Source organism: Granulicella sp. L56 (genome assembly GCF_009765835.1).
Taxonomy (GTDB): domain Bacteria; phylum Acidobacteriota; class Terriglobia; order Terriglobales; family Acidobacteriaceae; genus Edaphobacter.
This window is the reverse complement of sequence record NZ_LMUS01000006.1, coordinates 2444503-2471228: the sequence shown is the minus strand read 5'-3', so window position 1 is coordinate 2471228 and position 26726 is coordinate 2444503. Positions and strand designations below refer to the sequence as shown.

The 26726-nt window shown below is 52.3% G+C and carries 24 protein-coding genes and 1 pseudogene; 15 read left to right on the top strand and 10 right to left on the bottom strand.

Annotation, left to right across the window (positions count from 1 at the left end):
- Window positions 1-5: 5 nt before the first annotated feature.
- The 5 genes from GSQ81_RS18060 to GSQ81_RS18040 form a co-directional block, all read right to left on the bottom strand.
- A complete protein-coding gene (locus tag GSQ81_RS18060) occupies window positions 6-848 on the bottom strand; it encodes a Ku protein (protein ID WP_158912002.1) in 843 nt (280 codons plus the stop codon).
- Window positions 849-1174: 326 nt separating this feature from the next.
- On the bottom strand, window positions 1175-2722 hold the full coding sequence (locus GSQ81_RS18055) for a PAS domain S-box protein (protein WP_158912001.1): 1548 nt from the start codon (window positions 2720-2722) through the stop codon (window positions 1175-1177).
- Entirely contained in the window at window positions 2665-3396 is a 732-nt protein-coding gene (locus GSQ81_RS18050) for an alpha/beta fold hydrolase (protein ID WP_371715351.1), read from the bottom strand. Before GSQ81_RS18050 ends, GSQ81_RS18055 begins: the two co-directional genes overlap by 58 nt.
- A 145-nt stretch (window positions 3397-3541) precedes the next feature.
- Window positions 3542-4012, bottom strand: a complete 471-nt coding sequence (locus tag GSQ81_RS18045; RefSeq protein WP_158911999.1) for a low affinity iron permease family protein — start codon at window positions 4010-4012, stop codon at window positions 3542-3544.
- Between the two features lie 27 nt (window positions 4013-4039).
- Window positions 4040-4534: a ferritin-like domain-containing protein gene (locus GSQ81_RS18040; RefSeq protein ID WP_158911998.1), complete on the bottom strand. Its 495-nt coding sequence runs from the start codon at window positions 4532-4534 to the stop codon at window positions 4040-4042.
- A gap of 165 nt (window positions 4535-4699) precedes the next feature.
- Between GSQ81_RS18040 and GSQ81_RS18035 the strand changes: the two genes are divergently transcribed.
- Together GSQ81_RS18035 and GSQ81_RS18030 are read left to right on the top strand one after the other, a co-directional pair.
- Window positions 4700-5599: a hypothetical protein gene (locus GSQ81_RS18035; RefSeq protein WP_158911997.1), complete on the top strand. Its 900-nt coding sequence runs from the start codon at window positions 4700-4702 to the stop codon at window positions 5597-5599.
- 140 nt (window positions 5600-5739) lie between these two features.
- Window positions 5740-6057, top strand: coding sequence for a hypothetical protein (locus tag GSQ81_RS18030; protein WP_158911996.1), 318 nt, complete (start codon window positions 5740-5742; stop codon window positions 6055-6057).
- A 669-nt stretch (window positions 6058-6726) separates the two neighbouring features.
- On the opposite strand, the gene GSQ81_RS18025 is transcribed toward GSQ81_RS18030, so the two are convergent.
- Together GSQ81_RS18025 and GSQ81_RS19890 are read right to left on the bottom strand one after the other, a co-directional pair.
- Window positions 6727-7389, bottom strand: coding sequence for an HAD family hydrolase (locus GSQ81_RS18025; RefSeq protein ID WP_158911995.1), 663 nt, complete (start codon window positions 7387-7389; stop codon window positions 6727-6729).
- A 112-nt stretch (window positions 7390-7501) separates the two neighbouring features.
- Entirely contained in the window at window positions 7502-8071 is a 570-nt protein-coding gene (locus tag GSQ81_RS19890; protein ID WP_216846476.1) for a hypothetical protein, read from the bottom strand.
- A gap of 191 nt (window positions 8072-8262) precedes the next feature.
- On the opposite strand from GSQ81_RS19890, the gene GSQ81_RS18015 reads away from it, so the two are divergent.
- The 3 genes from GSQ81_RS18015 (at window position 8263) to GSQ81_RS18005 (ending at window position 10489) form a co-directional block, all read left to right on the top strand.
- Complete coding sequence (locus GSQ81_RS18015; protein ID WP_158911994.1) at window positions 8263-8775, top strand: DUF1003 domain-containing protein; 513 nt, start codon at window positions 8263-8265, stop codon at window positions 8773-8775.
- Between the two features lie 708 nt (window positions 8776-9483).
- A complete protein-coding gene (locus tag GSQ81_RS18010) occupies window positions 9484-9660 on the top strand; it encodes a CsbD family protein (protein ID WP_158911993.1) in 177 nt (58 codons plus the stop codon).
- Between the two features lie 319 nt (window positions 9661-9979).
- The gene (locus GSQ81_RS18005) at window positions 9980-10489 is read left to right on the top strand and encodes a DUF4142 domain-containing protein (protein ID WP_158911992.1); all 510 of its coding nucleotides are present in this window, start codon (window positions 9980-9982) and stop codon (window positions 10487-10489) included.
- Window positions 10490-10597: 108 nt separating this feature from the next.
- Here GSQ81_RS18005 and GSQ81_RS18000 read toward each other — a convergent pair.
- Window positions 10598-11448: pseudogene (locus GSQ81_RS18000) on the bottom strand (manganese catalase family protein).
- 177 nt (window positions 11449-11625) lie between these two features.
- Here GSQ81_RS18000 and GSQ81_RS17995 point away from each other — a divergent pair.
- The 10 genes from GSQ81_RS17995 to treZ all read left to right on the top strand — a co-directional run bounded on the left by GSQ81_RS17995 (window position 11626) and on the right by treZ (window position 22298).
- Window positions 11626-11787 (top strand): DUF3309 domain-containing protein, encoded by a 162-nt coding sequence (locus GSQ81_RS17995; protein WP_158911991.1) that lies wholly within the window; start codon window positions 11626-11628, stop codon window positions 11785-11787.
- 112 nt (window positions 11788-11899) lie between these two features.
- Window positions 11900-12691 (top strand): SDR family oxidoreductase, encoded by a 792-nt coding sequence (locus tag GSQ81_RS17990; protein WP_158911990.1) that lies wholly within the window; start codon window positions 11900-11902, stop codon window positions 12689-12691.
- 165 nt (window positions 12692-12856) lie between these two features.
- Window positions 12857-13507 (top strand): SRPBCC family protein, encoded by a 651-nt coding sequence (locus tag GSQ81_RS17985; RefSeq protein ID WP_158911989.1) that lies wholly within the window; start codon window positions 12857-12859, stop codon window positions 13505-13507.
- Window positions 13508-13592: 85 nt separating this feature from the next.
- Window positions 13593-14735, top strand: a complete 1143-nt coding sequence (locus tag GSQ81_RS17980; protein WP_371715341.1) for a zinc-dependent alcohol dehydrogenase — start codon at window positions 13593-13595, stop codon at window positions 14733-14735.
- 40 nt (window positions 14736-14775) lie between these two features.
- Window positions 14776-15171 carry a twin-arginine translocation signal domain-containing protein gene (locus GSQ81_RS20140; protein WP_254060281.1) on the top strand — a complete coding sequence of 132 codons (396 nt, stop codon included), beginning with the start codon at window positions 14776-14778 and terminating at the stop codon, window positions 15169-15171.
- Complete coding sequence (locus GSQ81_RS17975) at window positions 15078-15782, top strand: SDR family oxidoreductase (RefSeq protein WP_254060280.1); 705 nt, start codon at window positions 15078-15080, stop codon at window positions 15780-15782. Before GSQ81_RS20140 ends, GSQ81_RS17975 begins: the two co-directional genes overlap by 94 nt.
- Window positions 15783-15855: 73 nt before the next feature.
- Complete coding sequence (locus GSQ81_RS17970) at window positions 15856-16836, top strand: SDR family oxidoreductase (RefSeq protein ID WP_254060279.1); 981 nt, start codon at window positions 15856-15858, stop codon at window positions 16834-16836.
- A gap of 371 nt (window positions 16837-17207) precedes the next feature.
- Window positions 17208-17990 (top strand): BON domain-containing protein, encoded by a 783-nt coding sequence (locus GSQ81_RS17965; RefSeq protein WP_158911987.1) that lies wholly within the window; start codon window positions 17208-17210, stop codon window positions 17988-17990.
- Window positions 17991-18151: 161 nt separating this feature from the next.
- On the top strand, window positions 18152-20287 hold the full coding sequence (gene glgX / locus GSQ81_RS17960; RefSeq protein ID WP_158911986.1) for a glycogen debranching protein GlgX: 2136 nt from the start codon (window positions 18152-18154) through the stop codon (window positions 20285-20287).
- A gap of 121 nt (window positions 20288-20408) precedes the next feature.
- Window positions 20409-22298, top strand: coding sequence for a malto-oligosyltrehalose trehalohydrolase (treZ, locus tag GSQ81_RS17955; protein WP_216846475.1), 1890 nt, complete (start codon window positions 20409-20411; stop codon window positions 22296-22298).
- 824 nt (window positions 22299-23122) lie between these two features.
- On the opposite strand, the gene GSQ81_RS17950 is transcribed toward treZ, so the two are convergent.
- Together GSQ81_RS17950 and GSQ81_RS17945 are read right to left on the bottom strand one after the other, a co-directional pair.
- Window positions 23123-24592 (bottom strand): ATP-binding protein, encoded by a 1470-nt coding sequence (locus GSQ81_RS17950; protein ID WP_158911985.1) that lies wholly within the window; start codon window positions 24590-24592, stop codon window positions 23123-23125.
- A 2-nt stretch (window positions 24593-24594) separates the two neighbouring features.
- Entirely contained in the window at window positions 24595-26724 is a 2130-nt protein-coding gene (locus GSQ81_RS17945) for an ATP-binding protein (protein ID WP_158911984.1), read from the bottom strand.
- Window positions 26725-26726: the final 2 nt, after the last annotated feature.

The window sequence follows — 26726 nt, the reverse complement described above, 5'->3', positions numbered from 1 at the left end:
TTGATCTAAGCAGCCTTCTTCCGCCGTGTTCCCTTCTTAGCTTTTGCTGTCGCTCCAGGTTTCTTCTCTTCCTTCAGGCTGCTCCGCAAAGCATCCATAATATTGACCACCTTGGTCTTCGCCGGCTCCGGTTCGGGTTCCGGCAGCGGCTTTCCTTTCCGCTTTGCGTCGACCAGCTTCTTCACCGCAGCCTCATAGTCATTTTTGTACGCAGTGAGATCGAATTTTGATGACTTTCCACGGATTAGCTGCTTCGCCAAAGAGAGTTCGTCTGAGTCCACTGAGGCCTCCTTGACACCCGAGAGGAGGGATTTGGGATCGCGCAGTTCATCTTCGTATCGAAGCATATAGAGCATCAGGCCCTTTTGTTTGGGGTTCAGAGGAGCTCCAATTGCAACCAGGTGTTGGCGACCACTGAAGGCGATCTCTCCGATGCCCAAAGTATTCGTCTGCGCGAGCGCCTTGCGCATAATACTGAGTGCCTTAGCCTGTACCTCATCCTTCGGAATCACGAAATAAGGCCGGTCATAAAGTCCCGGAGACAGCTCTTCGGCTTTCACGAATTGCTGGATCGACATCGTTGTTGCTGTAGGCAGGCGAAGCGCCTTCAGCTCCTCCGGATCAATCTCTATGTACTTGTTTTTGGCATACTCAAAACCTTTGACAATGTCCGCCTTCTCTACTTCTCCTGCCTCATCGACATTCTGATGATGAACACGCTTATGCGTCTTGCGATCGATTTGGTGGAACTCAATCTGCTTGCCAGGATTAATGGCCGGGAAGATCCTGACCGCGATCGAAACGAGTGAAATTTGAATAGATCCAGACCATGTGGGTCGTGTCGGCATTTGTTCTCCTTGCAGATCTCGGGAACTCCTGTAATCAGGCTAAGGTTTCCTGTCTGTACGATGCGACAAAAACAACTGCGTGTTGCGTCCTAAGCGTGCAGGGCTAAGTGGCGATGCCGATGCGCGAGTCCATCTCGGGGCGTGCGAATCACATCGCGCTAGGAGGCGCCCTGTAGGAGGTATGGATGCCCCTGAGATCCAAGTCAGTTCTGATCGGTAGCGACGACAACGTAGACATGCGTTGGCAGCGCGGTTTCATTCACTCCAGACATCCAGTCGCATCTGGAAGACATAACCGATGCACTGTGTAGGCCGACGGGAACCAGCTAGTAGGAAAGTCCATGGTCTTTCTCCGACACTGTCTTCCCTGGAAAGAACAGCGTGACAATGGTTCCATGAGTGGTGGAACTGACTGAGCTTCGGATCTTTATAAATCCACCATTCCTTTGAACGAGATCATCGGTGATCCACAATCCCAATCCGGTACCGCCGATGCCCTTAGTGGTAAAGAAGGGCTCGAAGATCTTGGCCATGGTTGCCTGGTCCATGCCAGTTCCGTTGTCAGCGATAACGAGTCGAACGCCATCAACGTCCATCTTCGCGCTTCTAGCCTGCCGGCATCGAAGGTAAAGCTTCCCTCCAAGCTTCATCGCATCGATCGCATTCCCTACTATGTTCAGCACAATTTGCCTTAGCTCGCCTTCGTGACAATGAAGCTGCGCCGCGTGAGCTCGAATTTCCGTGCTGATGGATGAATTCCGGAGCCGCGCCCGGTAGAGAGCTACAACGGACTCGAAAAGGTTCTTCAAATTCAAATCGGTGGGGTTACTGCTTTGGCGATGGAATCGCAAGGTATGCGATGTGATCTGAGAGACTCGTGCCAGCTCCTCTTGCGCGGTTTCCGTGAGCTGTTTCAAAGCGGGAGTATTTGCCTGCTGGTCGATAAGGTAGAGCAGGTTGGTGACCGCAGCTAAAGGATTATTGATTTCATGTGCAATCGAGCTTGCCAATCGTCCCACCGAGGCCAGCTTTTCGCTTTGCAGTAAGGCGCGTTCAGCGCTTTTTTGTTTGGAGACGTCGCGGATCATTGCGGAGAAAGCAACAAGTGTTCCTGGCGCTTCCATGTGGGGAGTCAATTTGATTGACACTTCGATCTCAGATCCATTTTTGTGCCGACTTGCACCTTCCCATGAGAACTCTAGTCCACTCTTGAGACTCTTCATGGCAGTGTGAGACAGTTCAAGCTTCTCTTCTGGAAGAATGAGCCTCCAGAGGGGCACTCCTACAGCCTCAGGTCCGGCGTATCCAAAGAGATTCGCCGCTCCCATATTCCAGGTCCTCACGCTGCCATCAAGCTTTGCAGTGACAATTGCATCCGAAGAATGAAGGATCACCTCTGAGAGTTGCTCGGCCTCCTTGCGAGAGCGCAACAATTCCTTTTCGAACAAGCGTCTGTCGCTCGCATTGAACACAATCACTCTGATCTGGGTCGGTTCGGTGGATTCATATACCAATGAAAAATTGGCCAATATGGGGATACGTCGATTACCAATCTTCAGATCAAGAGCAATCTCGTCTCTTTTGCCCGACAAGAGGAGAGGTTGCAGGATCTGGCTGTCATAGAAGATTGCCCCGGCAGATGTAAGAAACGTTCGAAAATTGAGGCCGGTCTCCTGGCCCTTTGAGAGTCCGGTCAAACTCAAGAATGGGGAATTCGCGCTGAGAATACATCCATCCAGGTTCAGCACAAGGTAGCCGCTGGGTGCGTTTTCGTAGAGATCGCGGAAATACTCCAAGGCCGAAGTTGCTTCCTGATCTAGATGAATGCTCGAATCGCGTCCGTCACCGGACCCGGCGAGCTCAGATGTGGGCAATGTCCCGTCGCGTCCATCACGATCAATTGGCTTTCGGGTAGACATCGGTGAACATATTGTCCCACGCTTAGAGGAGCAATCGCATCTTCGGCGCACTGAAGAATTAGGGTGCGGGTGTGCAGTTTCACGAGATCGGAGCGGTTATCCGAAAGAAAGGTCACCCGAGCAAAATGCTGTGCGTGAACAGGATCAGTTTTGCAAAAGCTGGCTTCCAATTCCGCCGCTAACTCCGGTCTATCAGGATTTCCCATAATGATGGGGGCCATCATTGCCGACCATCCCGCATGATTGTTGTCGAGCATTTCGAGAAGATCTTCGATGTCGGAACGTCCGAAACCTCCCACGTAATCCCCGTCGTTGATATAGCTGGGAGAGGGACCAATCATCACAATTTGTTCAAATAGCTTCGGTCGCTCGATGGCAGCCAGGGCACCAATCATCGAACTGACGGAGTGGCCGATGAAAGTTACGCGGTCAAGTCCTAATTCTTCAATAATCTCTATGACGTCCGCAGCATAACCGGTCAAGCTGCTGTATCGCGTCCGATTAAATGAGGAAAGATCAGACAATCCAGAGCCCACATAATCAAACAATACAACCCTGTATTCATCTTCAAAACTGGGGACGACAGCTCGCCACATGTTTTGATCGCATCCGTACCCATGGGCAAACATAAGCGTTTTGGGCCCGCTTCCACTGACTTTGACGTTATTGCGTAGGATCGCTGACATGAAACCTTTCGGAAACTTCGTAACATCGGTTCATTTAACCTGAGCGCTCTTAAGAAATAGAGGAAGTGACCGAGCCATCCAGGAAAATCTATGAGCCAGTAGGTGAGCCCTTGGCTTCGCCCTCGGAACCGACACAATCGGCACGCATCCGCGTATACCTCTCATGGATGATGTCCAGCTCTTCGTCGCTCAACTTTTCAATATCCATCATCTGATTCTTCGCGCTATCAGTCGCGTGGATCAGCTCATCGAGCTTCAAATTAATAGCGCGGGCATCTCGATTTTGCGTGTTTTGGATGATGAAGACCATAAGAAACGTGATGATCGTTGTTCCCGTGTTTATGACGAGCTGCCAGGTGTCGGAGTAATGGAAGAGGGGTCCTGTCAGAGCCCAAACCACAATGATAACGATAGCGCCTACGAATGCCCATTTAGAACCTAGCCAGCTCGAGGCGGCCGCAGCAAATTTCCCGAAGGCATCACCCTGGGTCTGTTTGCGGCCGCTATCGGCCACCACCTTTGCAACTTCTAGACGACTGGCTTCTTCTACGTTATTCATCGCTTTAAGGGACGGCAATGCGTCTCATTACCCTTCTTGTTTAGCTTGTACATTGACCTGCTTGGATGCACCGGTCAAAACCTTGTCGGCGTTCTTTTCCTCCGCCAATGTCTCATCAAGCAACCCAGCCACTTCCTTTTGCCCAAGGAGCTTGGCGAAGTCCCGCGCTGAGCCGTATCCCGCCATCTCATAGTGCTCCACTCTCTGACAGGCCGAGATGAGAGCAGCGTCGCGCACCGGGCCCTTTTCGGTATCTTCCAGCACTTCGGAACCCTCTTCAAGGACGCCTTTCATGCCGACGCACGTTTTGCCGCTCATCTTCTTCCCAAGAATTTCACCTATTCTCTCCAGTCGCCCCACCTGGCCCTTCGTTTCTTCGAGATGGGTTGTGAGGCCCTCCCGCAGCTCGGGAGTTGTGACAGCCTTGATCAGTTTGGGAAGAGCACGAATGATCTGTTTCTCCGCCGAATATAAATCCTTCAACTCATCTATCAGTAGCTCTTCTAAGGTTTCGACACTCATTGTTCACCTGTGTAGTAACGGAAATAGCGTTCGCTGGTGATGAGATTTAGAACCGGGCCTATGAGTTGTACTGCGATAGAAGCGTTACGAAAATCGTTACTTTGCATCTAAACCGGCTAAGATCGCAGTACTGCTCACCCTTCATCCCACAGTGCCTTCAGATGGATGAAAAGGCTTGGTGAGTCTTCACTTCAAGAAAGTCTCTTCCGGGTAGGGTCATCTTTGCGGATTGTTCTTCTGAAATTCCGACCAGTTTTCCCGACCCTGCGGATCATTCTTCCGCTGTGTCTTATCCTCTGCGTCTGCGAGCGGCTTCACGCCCAGCTGCCTTTTTACACCGATGACACCGCCGTTACTGAGCCTGGAAAACTGCACCTGGAATTCTTCGACGAAGACGACGCTCTTCAACTTCAATACCCTAATCACAGGCAGAATACGGCAAACGTAAAACTCAACTATGGTCTGCCGCACAATCTGGAGATCGATGTGGATTCTCCATACCTTTCGATTTACCGGGTGGCAGGAAATCAATCTTCCAACGGTATCGGAGACACGAACCTGGGCCTTAAGGCTGCCTTTCGCAAGGAGACCTCAACCTCAAGAGTTCCAGCCCTCGCCGCTAGCTTTTATGTCGAATTTCCGACAGGCGATGTTAGTCAGCAATTGGGTTCAGGATTAGAAGACTACTGGCTCAACCTCATCGCACAAAAGTCCTTGTCCCCCAAAACGCGGTTGACGGCCAATCTTGGGTATTTATTCGCTGGAAATACCAGTACGGGGGCGCTGGGTACGACCACCCAGGGACATGTCCTTCCCGGCGGCCTCTCCCTGCAGCACGACTTTCGCCCTGCGCTCACGCTTGGCGCCGAAGTCTTCGGTGCCTATACGCCCAATGAAAAGCTAGGAAAAGCGCAACTTCAGGCCATGGTTGGGGGCCAATATCTTGTTCGCAAAGGATTCAGTTTCTGTTTCGGCATACTCGGAGGTAAATATGTCGCCAGCCCACGCATAGGCGGCCAAATTGGCTTCGCGATGGACCTTCCTGATGTCTTTCGTTCTCCCTGAATAGCGAACTGCTAGGGTGTATCTGATCCGTACCACGTATGTGATCTGAAAGATTTGTGTCACTCTGAAAGCGAATTTACCCAAAATCGGGACATCTCAGCTTTCCGGAGCAGCATCCATATTTCCGGACGGTTCGACTTATGAATAAACCCCAGAATTATGATGAATGTCGCGTAGTTGTTCAGAATGTTCCCTATCGAAGCGGCGGAAACGGCGAAGAGTATTTTGAAGGAACGCCGATGGGGGAGGGTGTCCTGGGAAAAGGACAAATAGTCTGGATCAACGGGCGCACCACTTTTGCTTACTGGGTATCAGCGTATGTTCCAGGCATCGGTGTCACCATTATCGATTCTCGTTTCCTTGTACGCCCAATTGATCCACATCTGAATCACAATCCAAACATTCCGGAAAAGAACAGTTGGAATATCTCAGATTCGATGGAACAAAGGCGATCTTAAGTTATCGTCCGCTCGATGGTTCGTCCCAGATCTTTCTCGCGGCCACACTGACCAATGAGTGTTTCACGGCGAGCCTTTGAAGTCTCACGGCTGTTCAATGTCCAATGCGTCCAATCATGGATTGGACGTAATCCACCAAGATTAATAGGCCTCTACGATGCAGGTCATTGCATCCTTGTGTAACGACGAAGTTGCTGTTTCGCGCACGCCGTATCCATGGCGAGAATGACTATTCATTACCACTACTGGGGGATTGCAGAACCACTAGGCAGGCGAAATACTTCGGCATGGAGCTCGATATTGCAACAGATCCACTATTTCTCGCTGCGGGTGGTCACCCTCCACCTAGACTTTGCGCCAACCCGGTCTGTCGTAAGAGACTCGCGGTCCTGAACAAGAAACCTTTGTGCTTCAACTGCAACGACCGAGCATTGTTCACCAAAACCAAACCGACAGCAAAGTTTAGTTGGCCAGCCGCACCACCGCAGGCCAAGATCAGAGCTTATTGATTGCCGAAATGAATGACGCCTGGCAATCGGCGCGTCAACGGTAATAATCCTGCTCCATTCCGTCCTATTCAGTGCCAGCGAATGCACCAATAAGATTGATGAAATGTGGGGCTACGTCAACTTATTACAGGAACGATCGAAAATAAAAAACTTTGAGTCATTACTTAGCGAACGCGCTATGCTCAAAGTTTTCCAATAGTTCTGCCACGTCTCTGTAAACCTCTATGCAACCGGCGGCCAGCAACTCCGCCTCCGTCCATCCACCGGTTGTTACACCCGCGGTCCAAACGTTGGCCTTGCCGGCTGCTTCCGTGTCGTAAGGGGTGTCCCCAAGAGCCAGGGCGTTCTTCGACGCGACTCCCAACTTCTTCAGCGTCGCTTCAAAGATGTCCGGGTGGGGCTTGGACCTGCTGGCGTCATCCGACGAACTGCTTGCTTCGACCAGGTCCTCAATGTTGGCAATCCTCTTGTAATCCTCCAATTCTTCTTGATGTGCGGAAGAAGCGAGAGAAATCTTGATGCCCGCTTGCTTCATGTGCTGGAGCAGCTCACGGACCTTTGGGAATGGCTCAACCTGAGAAAGGTACTGGTCTCTGAAAATGAATTCGCGATATCTCTTCAATGGCTGCTCCACCGCCTTGCGTTTCCACCAGGGTACGAAGACCGGTATGAGTTCATCGCCTCCCTTCCCAATTTGACGGCGAACATCTTCGAGCGGAACATCAATATCAATTTGGGCGAACGCGTCTTTCCAAGCGGCCGCGTGCAGCCAGTTGCTCTGTAGTAAAGTTCCGTCGATATCACATAGCACGGCCTCAATCATTGAATCCTCACTCAACTCCGCTAAGTTGATCCATTCGTAAACTGGTTGATCGATGGGTGTCCGTCTTCTGCGTCTCAACTTCAATCAAGACGGGGAATGTAGAAGAGAGAACTCAACCACTGCTCTCTTTCTGCTCCTGATACTCCTCAATGTGTTCATAGATTGCGTCAGGAAACTTCAAACTTCGATAGACATTGCCGCAGTCCGGATCCTCTGGATTGGGCAAAATCGGAAACTCCTGCTCGGCCTGCCACTCCAGGATCCGTTCGCGCTTCGGAGGATTGTATCCGTGCTCCTCAACCTGTCTGATCAATGCCTTCGCCTTTGATTCATTGATGTCTGGATCCCGGCTCAGCCATGTCAAGAGATCTTCATGCGATAAGAAATGTCGCGCCGTGATTGCAAATACCAGCCTGCCATAGTGGCCTATATCGCGGCCTTGCTGAAGGGCGTCAAGCAGATATGCCATCATCGAGTCTTTGCGTAACTCTACCTCCCCGCCGTCCGTGACTGCTCCCTCGGACACGGGTGTCTTTGATGGACGCTCCACCCTCTCCGCTGCCTCTTCTTCCGTCACACGTGCGAGCTCCGCTTCAGCGAGCTCCGCCCTCTCTCTTGCCTTTCGTACCTTGTCGGACGCCTCCAGGTTGCTGTTGACATGGTTGACCGTTACATCTGTCATCTCCGACCTCCAATTTGCGCTTTTCGTTCGCTCTCCGTAGAGATGATCCCTTCCCACGACGCGTTGCCCGGTTTCTGCGTGGGGATCGAGAGATCTCTTTACGGGGAAGCTAACCATCGCCATTTTGATACAACATCTTTTACTCAGCCTGTTATGCGATCCTGAAAATTGCATGGAGGCGGAGAAAACAGATGACAGTCTCTCAAAACCCAATCCAGGAACATATCGATCTCATAGCCCAGCATGAGCAGGAGTTTCTGGCCAAACGCACACCCTCGGAACGCTTGATCGATTCAATTGCGGCTTTCGCCGGAAGCCTCACCTTTGTCATCGTTCACGTTGTTGTCTTCATTGGATGGACTGCGGTGAATACGTTTCGAATCGCCCACATCCCGCACTTCGATCCTGCTCCCTATTCGCTTCTGGGGACAATTGTGGCTCTTGAAGCAATTCTGTTGGCGAGCTTTATTCTGATGCGTCAATCGCGCATGGGTCGTCGTAGCGACGAACGCGATCATCTGATGCTCCAGATACTTCTCCTAACGGAGAGAGAAATCACGGCAGTATTGAGCATGGAGCGACAGATTGCCGGGAGAATGGGTCTTGAAGCGGTCGCAAAGAATAAAGACATCGAAACGCTGAGTCAGGATACTTCAATCGCCGACGTCGCACAGACGATCCAGGAGAGTCTTGCCTCCGAATAAACCAGAATGCCACAGACCCACTCTGACAGAATTGTTTTCGCTCCAATCCTAAGCGCGCAGACGACCCTCATACAAACCGCTGCATCGCCCTCGGCGGCGTGCATCATTTGTCATAGCCCATTAGCTCGTAAGACAAGTTGCTCACTATGGCATTGAGAACATCTATGCGCTCTTGTTGGGAGTCTGTGGTTATTCCTTGCCTGCTAATGGCTTTGAGCTTACCGAGTTCAATTGCCCTAGCGCGAAGTTCCGTTTTCAGCTGCCCCGCAATGCCATATTCACTTGGGCACGAGCACGCATTCATCGGACACGATGCACAGATACTTTCTAAGCAGTTTGCGCATTGATTTAGATCGTCCATTTCCGAAATACGACAGAGGATACATTCGATTGGTTCCGTAAAGGGCGCTTCCGTCAGAGAAGTAGTAATATCCTGCATTATTGCTCTTTTCCAGAGAGCAACTAATCCTACTCCACGCAAAGCGATGCTTCAGTCCCATGTCGCCTACGGCAACCTCGGCGACGGGTTTCAGCACGTAGCGATCCCTCAAAAGGCGGCAAGCTCATCGTGAGCGACCTAAATGTGGCTTAATATTCTTATTGAGGCAGCCCCAAACCGGCTTGGCCGGCACACAGGAGTAACCCAGACACCGACGATCCGCATCATAGAAGCTATGGTCCGCCAGAGCGGGCAAAAGAGGTGAAGTAATGAACAGCGATCAAGTGAAGGGTGCAGCACAAAAAGCGGGCGGCAAGGTGAAAGAAGAATTTGGCAAGATCACAGGGAACCCCGACACTCAGGCGAAAGGCAAATTCGACCAGGCAAAGGGCCAGACCCGAGAGAGCGTCGGTGATGCCAAGGAAGTTCTTAAGGGTAATAAATAGAACCAGATTAACCCCAGCCTAGCCCGCCGAATCGGCGGGCTTTTTGTGATTTAACCGAAGCTCGATGCACGGCCCAGATTAACTTGCTTGAGACTCTAAGGGGGGGAGACACCATGAACGTTGTTCCGCTCCGTGCCGGCTTAGGTGCGTTACTCATAGTTCCAGTCAGCTACTGTTGCTAGGGATTGCGCCTTTTCACGATCTTCCGGCTGGCGATATCAACGCAGAACATGGGATCTCATGCAACGCGGGAGTTCGAGACTGCCTCTTACACGGGTGGAGTTACACGCGCGGCATTTGCCGCATCCCGGAGCCCAAAATGAAGAAAACGACCCAAATAATATGTTGTGCAGTTTTAGGATTCGCATCGACCATGATGCCTTCAAAGGCCAAGGCTGCCAGCGACGATGACAAGAAGTTTCTTGCTATGGCCGCCCAATCAGACCAGAACGAAATCGCCCTGAGCCAGCTAGCTCAGCAGAAAGCTACCAATCCGGCGGTGAAGGCGTTTGCCGAAAAGATGGTTGCCGAACACACTAAGATGTCCGAAAGTATGAAACCATTCGCCGACTCATGGGGGTTGACCCCTCCCAACGGACCGGATGCCGATCACCAGAAAGAGCTGGATAAGCTCAACGGACTCTCAGGCGCTGACTTCGACAAGGAATACATGAGCCAAATGGTGACAGACCACTCCAAAGCGCTCAGCGCATTTACAACTGAAGCTAAGGATACGAAGGATGTAAAGTTTCGTACTGCGGTGCTTAAAGGCAAGACTGCTGTGGCGGCGCACAAAAATATGGCATACGACCTTAAGAAGAAGCTATAGCAGTACATGGACTTGACTGGCCCTCTTCGAAGTTGAAGAGGGCTTTTCCATGTAGGGTACTGCTATAGCGGCGCTCATCGTTTCGTCCTTGACTAAACTCTTGACAGATCAAGAGTGTTTCTTCGGAGAGGTATCCTTTGCGTCCGCTCCTTTAGCGGCTTTTGCCTTACCAATCGCTTCGTTGCCAGGGGAAGTTGCGGCCTTCTGAGCTGCGTCCTGATTCCCGCGATCCTCCCCTGCAATCTTTCCATTGATATCGCCGACGGAAAGACCCTTCCCTCCTACGATTTGAGATTCGACAGGATGGAGGCCAAAGGATGACGTCCACGGCCCACGCATATCGCTGTCGCCCTCAGGACCATCGCCGGTAGATCCATTGAAGTATTCATCCACAATGCCCGGGGTGGGCTTCAGCATCCCGATGGAGAATGGCTGTTTCTCCATGCTGTCTAATGCAGCCTGGAACGCCTTCATGTGAGTAATCTCTCGGGTCATCAAGAATTGGAGGGTATCGATGGACCCGGGATCGTCAGTGTGATCGATCAAGCGCTCGTACACGATCTTTGCCCGCGCTTCAGCCGCGATGTTGCTCCGAAGGTCGACGTCCAGTTCACCAGTGATCTTGAGATAATTGCGGTCCATGCGTTTCCCATGGAGTCAAATAGGTTCACCCCGCCTCCCCCAGCAATCGTGACCAAGGGATCTGCTTCCGCAGCTTCGCGATCCGTCTTGAGCGGCTTGAGATGCATCCGAATCAAAGCCCCCACGACTTCAAGATGACTGAGTTCTTCAGTCCCGATGTCGAGCAAGAGGTCACGGCGGCCGAGATCGTCGACGCAGTTCCATCCCTGGATCGTGTATTGCATTGCCGCGGCTAACTCCCCGTTGGCGCCGCCAAATTGCTCAAGCAACATGTTGCCGAACCGGACGTCCGGCTCCCCGATGTTGACGGTATACATCAACTTTTTGACGTGATGATACATAGCTAAAAACCTCTGTCTGAGTTTGCGTGCTGCGTACTTTAACTACGATGCCAATTCCTCGCTACAGAGAAAAAGACCTATAGAGACGCCATGTCGAGGATCCATCACAGGACACATCGCTATGTTTCGACGACCCGTGCTAGACTTTCGCCCATGCCTCTCATAGTGATTCTCATCATCTTGTTACTTCTCTTCGGCGGTGGCGGCTACTACATGGGTCCCGGAATCGGCTACTACGGTGGCGGCGGCATCAGTCTCATTCTTGCGTTGGTAGTCATCTACCTGCTCTTTGGACGAGGACGAAGCCGGCTCTAGCGAATCGCTTCCTTCCTGACGACCCTGCTTGCCTCAGACAATCCTCTCAGGATGCGCCTGCATCAGACTGCGTGGAATGATCGCACGCATATGAGCGGCAGGAGCAGATGTTATGGATGACAAGTTGGCTTTAGTTACAGGTGCATCGAGCGGAATCGGTCTCGAGTTAGCAAAGGAGTTGGCAAACAGCGGCTATGACGTCGTCATTGCTTCTGCTGGGGATAGGCTGGCCGGAGCGGCAGAGGACATTCGGAGCCGCGGACATCAGGTCGTTGAAGTGAATGCTGATCTGGCAACCAGGGAAGGGATAGATCAGCTGTGGGCACAAGTGCAATCACTCGGTCGTCCACTCGACATTGCCTGTATCAACGCAGGAGTTGGCGTGGGCGGTCTTTTCAACGAGACAGCTCTCGATGCCGAACTCAATATGGTGGAACTCAATTGCGCCGGCACGGTTCAACTGGCGAAGCACGTCGTACGCCAGATGACAGAGCTTGGTGCCGGGAACATTTTATTCACGGCTTCGATTGCAGGTGAGATGGTTGCGCCGCGGGAAGCCGTTTATGCTGCGACCAAAGCATTTGTTTTGTCCTTTGCCCATAGCCTTCGATATGAGCTGAAAGACTCCGGCATCACTGTCACCGCACTCCAACCGGGTCCCACCGACACCGATTTCTTTCATCGCGCGGGTATGGATGACACAGAAGTTGGACAGAAGGGGAAGTCCGAGAGCCAACCGGACGATGTAGCTCGCCAGGGTATCGATGCGCTGCTAGCGGGCAAAGACCACGTCTATGCGGCATCGCTTAAGACAAAGTTAGAAGGGGCGCTCGCCAATTTGACACCCGGAAACGTCAAGGGCGCTATGCACGAGAAGATGGCAAAGCCTAACTCCGAGAAGTAACAACACCAAAACCAGACCACATCAGAGGCCAGTCATAGACGGGCCTCTGATCCTTTAATACCAGACCACGCGACCGAGCATTTATGCGTCTATGTCAGTACGTCTGCGAGCAAGCCCGAGACGAATCCAAAGACTGTGTTGCACGGATACGCAAAGGAGATCGCGATGTCCCATGCACTGAAGGAAAAGCCGTATGCGGAAGAGTTGCCCGTCACCGGAGCCGCCGGCATGATTATTGAGGGACGCTACGTGCCGCCGCCAGAAGACAAAGATGGCAAGCTCTGGGTAAGAACGTCCGCGCTGATTCAAGCGGACCCGAAAAGCTTGTATACAAAGTGGCGCAACGTTGAAGACGCGCCGTCCTGGCAAGAACAGATCACGCAGGTTGTCATAACCGGTGACAGAACATCGCATTGGGTCATGAAGGCGGACGACAAAACAATTGAATGGGATTCCGAAGTCCTGGCAGACGAACCGGGTAAGCGGATCGCATGGCGGTCCATTGGCGGCGACTCGGACAATGCCGGGGAGGTCATCTTTGAGGACGCTCCCGGTGGCCGGGGCACCATAGTAACTGTGCTTCAGGAATTCCGCATGGGAAAACTGGCTAGCGTCTGGGAGACCTTTGTAGGCCGCAATCCGAAACAAGCCGTGATTGAGAATCTTCGGCATTTCAAGGCTCTCGCTGAGACCGGCGAAATTCCAAGGAATCAGGGGCAGCCCCATGAAGACCGCGGCCTAATAGGAAAGATGAAGGCATCGACCTATGGGGAGACAGTCCCAACGCCTCCAGGTTCAAATCGAATCGCGAGCTAGACCTATTCATTTCTGATTACCAAAATTGGGGGGATTTATGAAGGCTGTTTGTTGGATGGGAAAAAGCAAAGTGGAGACTCTTACCGTGGCTGATCCTCAGCTCTTGAATCCGCATGACGCGATAATCAAAATTACGCGGACCGCCATCTGCGGCTCCGACCTGCATCTCTACGATGGGTTCATTCCTACGATGGAATCAGGAGACATACTGGGCCACGAGTTCATGGGTCTCGTCGAAGAAGTGGGGAAAGATGTCACCAACCTACATCGAGGAGATAGAGTAGTTGTGCCCTTCACTATTGCCTGCGGCAACTGTCTCTTCTGTAAGAAGAAGATCTGGGCTGCCTGCGACAACAGCAATCCGAATGCCCACCTGATGGAAGCGGCTTATGGATATTCCGGCTCGGGACTCTTCGGCTACTCCCATATGATGGGAGGCTATGCCGGCGGCCAGGCACAATACGCGCGTGTTCCATTCGCGAACGTGGGGCCATTGAAGATTGAGAGCGATCTTCCCGATGAGAAGGTCTTATTCCTCTCCGATATCTTCCCGACTGGCTATATGGCGGCGGAGAATGCCCAGATCCAACCTGGCGATACCATTGCCGTCTGGGGTTGTGGCCCAGTGGGGCAGTTCGCAATCGCCAGCGCATTTATGCTGGGCGCCGCAAGGGTGGTTGCGATCGATCGCCTGCCGGAACGACTCGCGATGGCGCGAAGTCTTGGCGCAATTACGGTCGACTACTCCGAAGAGGATGTCAGTGTCTTAACTGCGCTCAAGGATCTGACCGGCGGAATTGGCCCGGATGCCTGCATCGACGCTGTGGGCCTCGAAGCCCATTCGGCTCAGCTTCAAGGAACCTACGACAAGGTCAAAGTGGCTCTGTTGATGGAGACAGACCGACCGAGCGTACTTCGACAAGCTATTCAGGCTGTACGTAAGGGCGGCACGCTGTCAGTGCCTGGAGTATATGGTGGCCTTCTCGATAAAGTGCCGTTCGGGGCGGCCTTTGGCAAAGGCATCACCATGAAGATGGGTCAGACCAACATGCATAACTACATGAAGCCGTTGCTTGAGCGAATTGAGAAAGGACAGATCGATCCGAGTTACATCATCTCCCACCGCATCACACTTGAGCAGGCACCCGAAATGTACAAGGTGTGGCGAGACAAGAAAGAAAATGTGACCAAGATCGTGATCGATCCATGGGCGGAAACCGCAGCATAGGTAGTGACGTTGCACTTTCGTCGATACATGGAGATATTGAATGAGTCCTGAAAACCCAATTTCACGCCGCGATCTCGTCACGCATCTGGGTGCGGGCATTGCGGGAGCGGCAATCACGTCCGCAATTCCAAATGCGCAGGCTCAGACAGCTAACGCTAATACTACAGCGCCCTTTGTCGACCTCACATCGAAATACCCAAAGCCACCCTATCCGGGACAATCTCAACCATGGCCAGGCCTCGCCGGTAAGATGAATCCTCGTCCGGACCACGGCGAGACGAGCTACAAAGGGTCGGGTCGGCTCATGGGACGCAAAGCCCTTATAACAGGCGGAGACTCGGTATGGGACGCGCTGCTGCTATTGCTTATGCGAGGGAAGGTGCTGATGTTGTCATCAGCTATTTCCCCAGCGAGGAGCCGGATGCTCGCGAGGTGATCCAATTAATCAAAGCCGAGGGCCGCAAAGCAATTCCAATACCGGGTGATCTCCGCGAAGAGGGCTATTGCAAAGCGCTCGTGACCAAGGCCATCGCCGCACTTGGTGGGCTAGACATCCTAGTGTCTAACGCTGGCCGCCAGCAACAATGCGAAGATCTTCTTCAGCTTACGACAGAAGCCTTCGATGCTACTATGAAGACCAATATCTATGCTCCCTTCTGGATCATCAAGGCAGCACTCCCACACCTGCAACCGGGCTCGTGCATCATTGCCACAACCTCCGAGCAAGCCTACGATCCTGCAGGCAATCTGTATGACTACGCTCAAACCAAGGCTGCGACCATGAACTACGTGAAATCCCTAGCCAAGCAGTTCGGTCCTAAGGGGATTCGTGTGAATGGTGTTGCTCCCGGACCCATCTGGACGCCTCTGCAGGTCTCAGGCGGAGCCACTCAGGATCACTTGATTCACTTCGGCGAAACCTATCCGTTACGCCGTGCGGGACAACCAGCCGAGCTGGCCAGCATCTATGTGCAGCTGGCAGCGAACGACGCCAGCTACACCACCGGAAATATCTATGGCGCTGGTGGTGGCGGAGGCCAGCCATAAAGTGGTGACTTGGTCATATGAACCTATTCGTCCCTCATGCATGCAACTCACACTTGCATGAACTGGAATGAAATTGAGTGAGACGGTCATCGCACATTCCGATCTGAGGGGGACTGAGCTACCTTTTCCAACCTCCGCCGCCTCTAACAGCTGCCTACTGTCTGGAGAAAATATGTCTACGAATCCTGATCCCCGCGATGAGGGGCCGAAGCCTCCGTTTCCCGATCAAAAACAAGACCACCCCGGATCTGTTAAATGGTTGAATCCACCGGCGGATCACGGCGAAAACAGCTATATCGGAACGGGGAGGCTGGCGGGACAGGCTGCGATCATTACAGGCGCAGACAGTGGCATCGGCCGTGCGACAGCAATTGCGTTCGCAAAAGAAGGTGCGGACGTCGTGCTCTCTTACCTGCCGGAGGAAGAAAAGGATGCGCTCGAGGTTTCTATTGTGATTCATGAGATGGGAAGAAAGGCAGTTCGCCTCCCCGGAGATATAGGTTCGATCGACTACGCAAGGGCTCTGGTTGCCGCCGCAATCAAGGAATTTGGCCATCTGGACATTCTCGTGAACAATGCCGGGTTTCAGATGACTCATGACAGCATCGAAGAGATTCCGGCCGAAGAATTCGAGCATACCTTTCGGACAAATGTCTTTGGCACATTCTTCCTCACCCAGGCAGCATTACCTAAAATGAAGCCAGGCGCCTCGATTATCAACACAACGTCCATTCAAGCATTTGAGCCCGGAGAGCAACTGGTCGCCTATGCCGCTACAAAGGCGGCGATTGCGAACATGACCAAGAGTCTGGCCAAACTTGCTGCCAAGCGAGGAGTTCGCGTTAATGCCGTGGCGCCGGGGCCAGTATGGACTCCGCTCATCCCTTCAACGATGCCCGCCGCGAAGGTGAAATCATTTGGTGAAAATACCTTGTTCAAGCGGCCTGCCCAGCCAATCGAATTGGCGAAGCTATTCGTATTCCTCGCTTCTGCCGACGCGAGCTATGTTTCGGGTGAGATATATGGTGCGACCGGAGGTCGGACCCCGCTATAGGTTACTTCGCTCTCGAACCGCGCCCTCGATCACGAAACGTGATGATCATTCCCAAGATATACCGTCTCGCAATAGTTGCGGTCGGTGCCTGCACTTGATTCGCCGGCCTCGCGTCAGTTTTCCTGCTATCGGCCTTCACGCGTAATTGCTTGCCTCTCAATCGTTTTTGCTCGTGATGAATCCGAGGCACCATGGGTTCGCTTGCCGTGTTCAGCCCCACATTAAGCAACGTCTGCAATCCGACAGAAGTGTCGTCGATTATTCTTTGTCTCACATACATCTAAAGAGGCGATGCCGAAGTCATAACCTTTGCGCACGTTCGACGCGTAAATGGTCGAAGGTTCGAGAAACAATCCAGGAGAATCAAACCAATGCGAATAACAAAGACGAAGTTCATCACCCACTTGCCTTTTGTTCTATTGCTTGCGGGATCTATCTTCGCTTCGGTCGCGGCGGTGGCCCAATCTTCCCAAAGCGATGCGACTCTACAAAGTGAAATTATCAATAAAGCCTTGAACAAGTCGAAACTGAAGAATATCCACGTGTCCCTCAACGATGGCGTTGCCACACTGACGGGCACCGTAGAAGTGTTCGATCTCAAAGAAGAAGCTGACAGGCGTGTTCATCGCATCAAGGGAGTCCAAGCGGTACGGAACAACATTGAGGTAGCTGGACCGCAAATCCCCGACGGCGAATTGGAACAGAAGTTAGTGAAAGCTATTTCTTACGATCGGGTCGGTTACGGAACTACGCCCTTCAATGCCATCGCTGTAAATGTTCAGAACGGAGCCGTGACACTGACCGGGCATGCTTACGGCCCAGTGGACGCTGATTCGGCGGCAGCCGTAGCGGCCAATACGCCGGGGGTAAAAGATGTAATCAATGAGATTCAGGTTGACCCCCTCTCGCCTATGGACGATCGCATCAGACTCCAGGTATTCCGAAGCATCTATGGGTTTCCTTCGCTCAATAAATACGCCATGGACCCCGCGAAGCCGATTCGTATCTCTGTTCAGAACGGAAATGTCACCTTATATGGAGTGGTCGACAACAAAGCCGACAAAGATGCTGCGAACATTCGCGCCAATTCCGTATTTGGCGTTTTCAAGGTGACGAATGATCTTCAGGTAGCAGGATCAACAAATAAAGATTAGCACTCTCACCCTTGCATCCGTAGTTGGAGAAAGAGAGTCCTCACTGGCAACGTCAAATTAGGACATGGGCGTTCGCCGCATGCGGCATGCGGCTTTCTGAAACTTGACTTTTCACTTCGCAACACGCTTTCAAATAATTCGCAATCTACATCCGAGGGCATATGGGTTACACACTCCTTCCTGGTCGTCCTTATCCACTAGGCGCTACCGTCTCAAGCAAGGGAACAAACTTTGCGATTTTTTCGCAAGATGCCACGCGAGTCGACCTGTGTCTCTTCGACGTCAAAGGTAAACAGATCGATTGCATTCCTCTGCGGGAGCGAACTGCGTTCGTTTGGCATGGCTTCGTTCGCGGAATCGAGCCGGGCCAACTTTACGGTTACAGGATCGATGGTTCATGGGAGCCAGAAAAAGGCCATCGCTTCAACCGCAACAAGCTGCTTCTCGATCCATACGCCAAAGCAATCTCGGGAAAGGTCAACTGGAAGGCACCCATATTCCCATACGATGTGCTTTCTGGGGACGATTTGAAGATGGACACTCAGGACAGCGCGGATGGGGTCCCGAAAAGCGTTGTGGTCGACACCCGATTCGACTGGGGCGACGACTGCCCTCCTGAGACCTCACTTGCTGATTCGGTCATCTACGAGGTTCACGTCAAGGGCTTCAGTACACAAAATCCAGCGGTTCCCAAAGAGATTCGCGGTACCTACGCAGGATTAGCCCATGCATCGAGCATCGATTATTTCAAGAAGCTTGGAGTGACGGCCGTTGAGCTTCTGCCTGTGCATCACTTTATTGACGAGGGTCACCTCGTTGAAAAGGATCTGGCCGACTACTGGGGGTATAACACTCTCGGCTATTTCGCTCCGATGTCGCGATACAGTTCGTCGGGCGATGCAGGCGGACAAGTCAACGAATTTAAGGCAATGATAAAGACCTTCCATGCTGCCGGAATCGAGGTAATCCTCGACGTCGTCTATAACCACACCTGTGAAGGCAATCACATGGGTCCCATGTTGAGTTGGAAGGGAATATGCAATAGCACCTACTACAGGTCGGTGCAGGACAATCCCCGCTACTACATGGACTACACAGGCACAGGAAACACCCTCAATGTCCGCAATCCGCAGGTTTTGAAGATGCTCATGGACTCGCTACGCTATTGGGTGACAGAGATGCACGTGGACGGCTTTCGTTTCGACTTAGCCGCGACGCTTGCCCGCGAGCTGCACGATGTGAGCCGGCTTTCGTCTTTCTTTGACACCATTCACCAGGATCCCACGCTGGCGGATGTGAAACTGATCGCGGAACCATGGGATGTAGGCGAAGGCGGATATCAGGTCGGGCAGTTTCCTGTTCTTTGGGCGGAATGGAATGGAAAATATCGCGATACCATGCGCCGCTTTTGGAAGGGTGATCCGGGCCAACTTTCCGACTTCGCCAATCGACTGACCGGCTCAAGTGATCTGTATCAGTTCGACGGTCGCAAACCATACGCAAGCATTAACTTTCTCACCGCACATGATGGATTCACCCTCGCCGATCTCGTCAGCTACAACGAGAAACACAATGAAGCGAACAAGGACGACAACAAGGACGGCACGAACGATAACGACTCCTGGAATATGGGAGCAGAAGGTCCGACAGACAATGAAGACGTAAATCGCTTACGCGAGCGTCAGATGCGCAACTTCCTAGCCACGCTCATGCTCTCGCAAGGTGTACCCATGTTGAACGGGGGGGATGATATAGCCCGTTCGCAGTGCGGAAATAATAACTGCTACTGCCAGGACAATGAACTTACCTGGCATGACTGGAATCTCGACGAGCCGCGCAAACGTCTGCTTGATTTTACGGGCAAACTCATTCACTTTCGACTTGCACACCCGAATCTTCATCGTCGTAAGTTTTTTCAGGACCGCGAGATTCGCAAAAAAGGAGAAAATATCCTCGTGCAGGATATAGCCTGGTTCAATACCGATGGCAACCAAGTTTCGGACGAGGTTTGGAATACGACATGGAACCGATCGATCGCGATCCTCCTTAACGGCCAGACGCTCCAGGCCGTCGACGAAGGAGGCGTACCCATTCAGGATGACAGCTTCATCCTTGTCGTCAATGCGGCTCAGGATGGCGTCGAATTCTCCCTTCCATCATCGCCTGCAGGAAGACCTTGGCTTCAGGTGATCGATACGGAAAACGTGGAAGATCCGTTTGTAAAAATGACCGTGGCCGACAAGATAATCATTGGCGGCAGATCGTTGAAGCTGCTCAGCGATGCGGCAGCAGATTAGCTGGCCTCTTTCGATGAAGATGCTCGTAGGCTGGCACAAATCTTACAGTTGCGCAGCCAACCAAATTAGTGAATTGGAAGTCAGAGATTTTGCCAGTCATGTAGATCGTTAAGGAGGGGCTATGGCTTCAACTCCACCAATCTCCTCGTTTGAATTCGAGGAGTCAACCTCGTCATCGTTGAACTCAAATACAACACGTATTCACCACATGCCAGCTGGCGCAGAAATCCGGCCTGATGGTAAGGTTCGATTTCGAGTGTGGGCACCTGCGGTAGAATCCCTATCCTTAAGCGTCGAAGGCCATGATCAAGCCATTCCCTTTTCGGCAGAGCCCGGAGGCTGGTACGAGCTCACTCATGAAGCGGGCGAGGGAACGCTTTACCGATTCCTACTTCCAGATGGAACGCTAGTGCCAGATCCGGCCTCACGCTTTCAGCCGGGGGATGTACACGGGCCAAGCGAAGTAATTAGTCCCACAGCATATCGATGGCAGGACTCGGCATGGCGAGGCCGCCCCTGGTCTGACGCTGTCCTCTATGAGCTGCATATTGGCGCGTTCACAGAGGATGGTACATTTCTGGCTGCAATCGAAAAACTCGACCATCTGGTACAACTCGGAGTGACTGCTATCGAGATCATGCCGGTTGCAGACTTTCCAGGCAAGCGGAACTGGGGGTATGACGGGGTTTTCCTCTATGCTCCCGATTCGTCTTATGGAAGGCCAGAGGACTTCAAGGCCTTGATTGAGGCTGCACACTTACGCGGCCTGATGGTTATATTGGACGTGGTCTATAACCACTTCGGGCCTGACGGGAATGTCATTCCCTCGTATGCCCCACAGATCTTTACCGATCGCCACAAAACGCCTTGGGGCGATGCCGTGAATTATGACAATGACGGCAGTGAAGCTGTGCGCGAATTCATTATTCACAATGCGCTCTATTGGATTGAAGAATTCAACCTCGACGGCCTGCGCTTGGACGCTGTGCATGCCATCAAAGACGATAGCTCGAGGCACATTTTGGACGAGCTGGCAGAGCGAGTTCGCGCCGCGGCTTTTCCCCGTCCCGTCCATTTGCTTCTCGAAAACGAAGACAATCAAGCCTCTCGACTGAGTCGGAACGAGCGCGGCGAGCCCGCTTCATTTACAGCGCAATGGAACGACGATATGCATCACGTCCTTCATACTGCTGCGACCCTCGAATCGAGTGGCTACTATGGAGACTACAAAAACGATACGGAGAAACTCGGCCGTGCTCTGGCCGAAGGGTTCGCGTTTCAGGGTGAGGTGATGCGGGCTCGCAATACATCAAGAGGAGAGCCGTCTGCCCACCTGCCGCCCGATGCGTTCGTTGCCTTCATGCAGAACCACGATCAAATTGGTAACCGAGCTTTTGGTGAACGCATCAACGCGATTGCCTCCCCGGAGGCCGTGCATGCGATCGCTGCAATCTATCTTCTTCTTCCTCAAACCCCGATGCTCTTCATGGGCGAGGAGTGGGGCAGCTCTCAGCCCTTTCCTTTCTTTTGTGATTTTGAGGGCGAACTGGGTAAGCTTGTTCGAAATGGTCGAAGAGAGGAGTTTACGAACTTCCCGGAATTTCAAGATCCACAACAGCGAGAAAGGATACCGGATCCCAATGCCGAAGCAACATTTCAATCGGCAAAGCTTGACTGGGCTCAATCGACGGAAGAGGTTCACGCCGAGTGGCTGGAATGGTATCGACGCATCCTTGAAGTCAGAAAGAGGTCGGTAATCCCTCATGTTCGGGAGATGGAAGGTTATGCGGGAATGTTTGAAGTAATTGGAGCTGGAGCAGTCGTTATTCGTTTCTGGAACGCGCAGTCGGATCGCCAACTCATTTTGGCGGCCAACCTCTCAGATGAATCCAGGGACGGCTTCCCCTGTCCAGCCGGTCCCGTTCTGTGGCAGGAAGGTGGCAAACAAGTTGGCAATATTATGAGGCCGTGGTCGGTCCGGTGGAGCTTCCACAATCCAAAGAAGAAGTAGCGTGGGTTGGTCCGGTATTTGCTTCTCAGCTTTGTCGATGAGTGTCGCAGTCGGCTTTCGGGCCTAACACGGGCGAAGTAATCTTTCCTTCCTCTTTTTCAGAGATGTGTTTCGCTGCCGTGAAGGAAACGACCGTCCTTGCGAATTGATGCTAAAAAGATCCTGTCTTGAACTTGGAATTATCTTCAGTCGGCTTGTCGAACTTCTTGGCGGCCTCCGCGCGCGAACTTCGCCCTTTTGACCGTTTGGAGAAGTTCTGTTCGAGCCACAAATGTCCCTCATCATCGACAAAAGAACGTCATTCCGCATGACCGATTAATTCTGTCCACGTCGCCATGTCGTTTAGCTTTGGAACCCTGACTTATGATTGCTAGTAGCCCAATTTCATAGCCTGTCTTATAGAAGAAAGCCTCTTACGGATTAAGCATGGCTGGACCTTGATTTTAGGCATCTTCAACTTGCGAGGCCTGTCGCACTATTAGATCTTGGGCGTTGAACAAGGGGAAATTCTTATCCTGCCAAATCTAGTGCATGAACATCGGCCCTGGCCGAGCTCCTTGGACCTTGATCGCGCTCGAACTGCACGTAGATTGTGCGCTTCCTGTTTTGGTCCCGCATCTGAAGCATTCGCACGTTCCCTCCAGCTTAGTGATTTCCGCGAAACTAACTTAGCGGGACACATCATTTGTCACAGCCCATGAGCTTGAGTGCATGGGTGCGCTCTTGTTGCCCATCTGTCATTATTCCTTGCCATCCGGCGGCTTTGAATTTGCCGATATTAACCTCAGCAATTTTGCTTTGGTTTGCTCTCCTTTTCGCTCTTATTACGGTTCGCCCGTCCCACTGCCATTACCGTAGCCAGGAGCGGACTGTCGCTCTGTCGGGAGGAGAACTGAAACGGAGGTGCCACTGCCGTCCGGCCTGACACTAGTTTTGAGTTGAATTCGTCCTCTGTGTTCCTGGACGATCGTGGAACTCAGCCACAAACCGACACCTGTTCCCTTCAGTTCTTTAGTCGTAAAAAATGCGTCAAAGACGCGGGCAATATTTTCTGTCGGAATACCGATCCCACTATCGGCTATAGTCACCCTCGCACCCCTCTCGACCAAATCGTGTCCCAGGAAGGAGCGGGAGATCCTGATGCGGATTTTGTCTCCACTTTTGGACGCGTCGATAGCATTACGCAAGATGTTTGAAAATACCTGACGAAGTTGTGCAGGGAAGGCCTCGACGCAGATACCCGAACTCCATTCCTTACACACTTCTAGGTTCTTCTCGACAATTGCGCGGTTATTTAGAGCGAGAACATCTTCCATGAGATTACCGAGGTCAACCGAAATCGGAGATGCAGACTCTCGATGAAAGGTCAAAATTTGCTTAGCTATCCGCGAAACACGTGCCACCTCTTGTTCCGCTGACGAGAGATATTCCGCGGCCTCCTTTGGGCCTGTCCGGGGATTTCCCAGTAGGAAAAGAAGATTCGTGATTGCTTCGAGAGGATTGTTGATCTCATGGGCAATTGTATGTGCCATCCGTCCCGTTGCAGCGAGTCGTTCATTCATGAGCGCGGCATGTTCGGCCAGCCGTCTCCTGGTGAAATCAGCAAGAACCAGGATACTCCCCGTGGGTTCGTCATCGAGAAATACCGGTTCTAGCCTTGCTTGAAAATATCGAGTGCCATGTGCCACTTCCTTGAGCTTAACCTGATCATCAATAGCAAGTAACGACGTGAGACCTCCATCGACAATCTCGCCGAGCATTCTTCCTTCGATTTCGGCGTAGGAAAGCTCCAAGAGCTCCGACATCGCTCGATTGCAGCGCAGAATCTTGCCCGACTCATCCAACACCGCGACGCCTTCGCTTAAGGCATCGAAGGTTGCCTGCCATTGCTTCGAACGAAGTTTAGCCAGAGATTCAGCTTCATGGGTTTTGACCAAGGAGCGTACGGTCGCCACGAGAACATTTGGCTCGACAGGCTGGGTCAGATAGGCGTCCGCTCCGCTTTCCAATGCATAGACCCTGCTCTCGTTGTCGACAAAAGCCGCCGAGAGTTGCAGCACAGGAATATGGCTCGTCCGCGGGTTCGCTTTGAGACGTCGACACACGTCATAGCCCAGAATATCGGGCAGCTTTACATCAAGCAGGATGGCTGAAGGAATTTGCTTAGCCAGCTCTAACGCCTCGGTTCCGGTTTCCGCTTCGATCACATCGTATCCGGCGCGCTTCAACGCATGCGCGACGGTGTAGCGATTAGCCGGTCGATCGTCCACTACAAGAATTGCATCCTTTGGCATGATCAAGCCCCGATTCCCGCCGATTGCAGCAACTCCACCAAACCCTCAGGGCCACCGTGCTTTGTGAACGACTGCTTGGAATAGATCAAAGCATCAAAATCTGCAATTAATAATCTTTCCTGTTGAGACAGCTCTCGAGAGGAGTGCACGATCACTGGAATCGATTTGGATAGGGCCGCACCGCGTATTTCTCGCAAAACTTCAAAGCCGGTCATGTCGGGCATTACGATATCCAAAATGATCGCGTCTGGATTTTCGCTGGAGATCAGTTTGACGGCTTCCCGGCCCCCATGAGCTTCGAGGATCCTGTAACCGACTTTCGCCAGCGCACCGCCTACTAAATATCGCGTCACTTCATCATCATCGACAAGAAGGATTGCCTTGGAGGGTACTTCTTCGATGAGTTCGCGCACGGTATTCAGTAAGGTAAACGGAGGCACCGGCTTCGCGAGGAACGCAGATGCTCCGGCATTCGTCGCAGATTTCGCATCGTCAACCACACTGACAACGAGAACCGGCCCGCTGTATCCCTGGCCCTTCAGCTCATCAATGTAATAAAGACAATCCTTCTCGTCGATCAAGCGATCCAAAACCACTAATCTGGGTCTGATCTGTTTCATCGCGATGCGCGCTTCTGGAATGTTCGAAACAAAAACGGCTTGATAGTTGCTATTTTTCAAAGCGGACTGGTGGACGAAGCTTGTTTCCCGGTTGTCCTCGATGAAAAGAATAGCAGCGCCAGTCCCTTCGGCAATTGGTGAAGGCGCTATTACCTGCGGCTGAGACTGAGCGAATCGGGCAGGAATTTTCAACACAAAGGTCGAACCCAGACCTGGCGAACTCTCGACGTCTAAAGTTCCACCCAGAAGTCCGGCCAACCTCCGCGACAGCGGCAAACCGAGCCCTGTACCTTTGACCTGGCTTTGAAGCTCGCCTTCGATTTGAACAAACTCTTCGAAAATGCGTTCGAGATCCTCAGTTGAAATACCGATGCCGGTATCGGAGACCCGAAAGATTACCTGGCCTTCGGCAGCACCTTCTGCCGTCACTCGGATATGACCTTTGCGGGTGAATTTGAGCGCGTTGGAGATAAGGTTACGTAGGATCTGAGATACCTTGCCTTCGTCAGTAAATAACGTGGGGATATCTGAGGCTGACTCGAAAATGAGGTCGAGGCTATTTCCGGCCAGGAGCGGTTTCAGCATGCCTCTCAGAGCACCGAAAAACTCACTTACTTCAAACAGTCTTGGCTTCACATCGACCTTCCCGGCCTCTACCTTTGCAAGGTCGAGGAGGTCATTGACTAATTCGGACAAATCAGCAGCCGAACGCTGAATGTACGTTACCTGCTTCTCCTGCTCTGTTGAGAGGTCACCGTCCGTACGACCGATCAGTAAACGACTAAGCGAGGAGATTGAGTTTAGGGGAGTTCTGAACTCATGAGAAAGATTGGATAGGAAACTTGTCTTGAGATCCGACACCCTGCGTAGATCGTCCGCGTGTTGTTCTAATTCTGCGTAAAGGGCCACGACGCCGCGATTGGTGTCTTCCAACTCCTGATTCAGAGACGCAAGTTGGTCCTGCTTTTCCTTGAGTTCCGCAAGCGTCTTCAGTAACTCCTGGTTCTGCCGCTCGATCTCGTCGAAGGGATCAACCGCGTTGCCACCGGCAAGCTTCGCCGAGATGGTCTTGACGCGAGGCAACGTCACCTCACGGGAAATAGAGGGAAGAATTTTGCCACATTCAACCTCCGTACCAATCCCGGTCGCTGTGATGTGAAAGTGATCCATCAGGCGCTTAGTACCGATCAAACCCATGCCCAGGCCAGTTTTGGAGATATATCGACCGTCAAGAATCTCCGCAAGGTTGGGTATTCCGTGCCCCTTGTCAGTCACTGAAATGATGAAGACCTGCGGGGTGGATTTCGTCACAGAAAAGGCAACTGCACCGCTTTCGGCATAACGAAAAGCATTCCTCGCGAGCTCCGAAGCGGCCGTTGCAAGACGAATTTGATCCTGATGCTCGAAACCCAATTCGGCGGCAATATCGCGGGCGCGTTGACGCGCGTGCACAACATGTCTGTCGTGCCGCAAGGGAATCGTCAGAAGTGGGAATTCATAGCGGTTTTCCATGG

Coding starts and splice junctions, on each gene's coding strand:
- GSQ81_RS18060 (WP_158912002.1), bottom strand. CDS start 848: ATGCCGACACGACCCACATGGTCTGGATCTATTCAAATTTCACTCGTT.
- GSQ81_RS18050 (WP_371715351.1), bottom strand. CDS start 3,396: ATGTTTGCCCATGGGTACGGATGCGATCAAAACATGTGGCGAGCTGTC.
- GSQ81_RS18045 (WP_158911999.1), bottom strand. CDS start 4,012: ATGAATAACGTAGAAGAAGCCAGTCGTCTAGAAGTTGCAAAGGTGGTG.
- GSQ81_RS18040 (WP_158911998.1), bottom strand. CDS start 4,534: ATGAGTGTCGAAACCTTAGAAGAGCTACTGATAGATGAGTTGAAGGAT.
- GSQ81_RS18035 (WP_158911997.1), top strand. CDS start 4,700: ATGAAAAGGCTTGGTGAGTCTTCACTTCAAGAAAGTCTCTTCCGGGTA.
- GSQ81_RS18030 (WP_158911996.1), top strand. CDS start 5,740: ATGAATAAACCCCAGAATTATGATGAATGTCGCGTAGTTGTTCAGAAT.
- GSQ81_RS18025 (WP_158911995.1), bottom strand. CDS start 7,389: ATGATTGAGGCCGTGCTATGTGATATCGACGGAACTTTACTACAGAGC.
- GSQ81_RS19890 (WP_216846476.1), bottom strand. CDS start 8,071: ATGACAGATGTAACGGTCAACCATGTCAACAGCAACCTGGAGGCGTCC.
- GSQ81_RS18015 (WP_158911994.1), top strand. CDS start 8,263: ATGACAGTCTCTCAAAACCCAATCCAGGAACATATCGATCTCATAGCC.
- GSQ81_RS18010 (WP_158911993.1), top strand. CDS start 9,484: ATGAACAGCGATCAAGTGAAGGGTGCAGCACAAAAAGCGGGCGGCAAG.
- GSQ81_RS18005 (WP_158911992.1), top strand. CDS start 9,980: ATGAAGAAAACGACCCAAATAATATGTTGTGCAGTTTTAGGATTCGCA.
- GSQ81_RS17995 (WP_158911991.1), top strand. CDS start 11,626: ATGCCTCTCATAGTGATTCTCATCATCTTGTTACTTCTCTTCGGCGGT.
- GSQ81_RS17990 (WP_158911990.1), top strand. CDS start 11,900: ATGGATGACAAGTTGGCTTTAGTTACAGGTGCATCGAGCGGAATCGGT.
- GSQ81_RS17985 (WP_158911989.1), top strand. CDS start 12,857: ATGTCCCATGCACTGAAGGAAAAGCCGTATGCGGAAGAGTTGCCCGTC.
- GSQ81_RS20140 (WP_254060281.1), top strand. CDS start 14,776: ATGAGTCCTGAAAACCCAATTTCACGCCGCGATCTCGTCACGCATCTG.
- GSQ81_RS17975 (WP_254060280.1), top strand. CDS start 15,078: ATGGGACGCGCTGCTGCTATTGCTTATGCGAGGGAAGGTGCTGATGTT.
- GSQ81_RS17965 (WP_158911987.1), top strand. CDS start 17,208: ATGCGAATAACAAAGACGAAGTTCATCACCCACTTGCCTTTTGTTCTA.
- glgX (WP_158911986.1), top strand. CDS start 18,152: ATGGGTTACACACTCCTTCCTGGTCGTCCTTATCCACTAGGCGCTACC.
- treZ (WP_216846475.1), top strand. CDS start 20,409: ATGGCTTCAACTCCACCAATCTCCTCGTTTGAATTCGAGGAGTCAACC.
- GSQ81_RS17950 (WP_158911985.1), bottom strand. CDS start 24,592: ATGCCAAAGGATGCAATTCTTGTAGTGGACGATCGACCGGCTAATCGC.
- GSQ81_RS17945 (WP_158911984.1), bottom strand. CDS start 26,724: ATGGAAAACCGCTATGAATTCCCACTTCTGACGATTCCCTTGCGGCAC.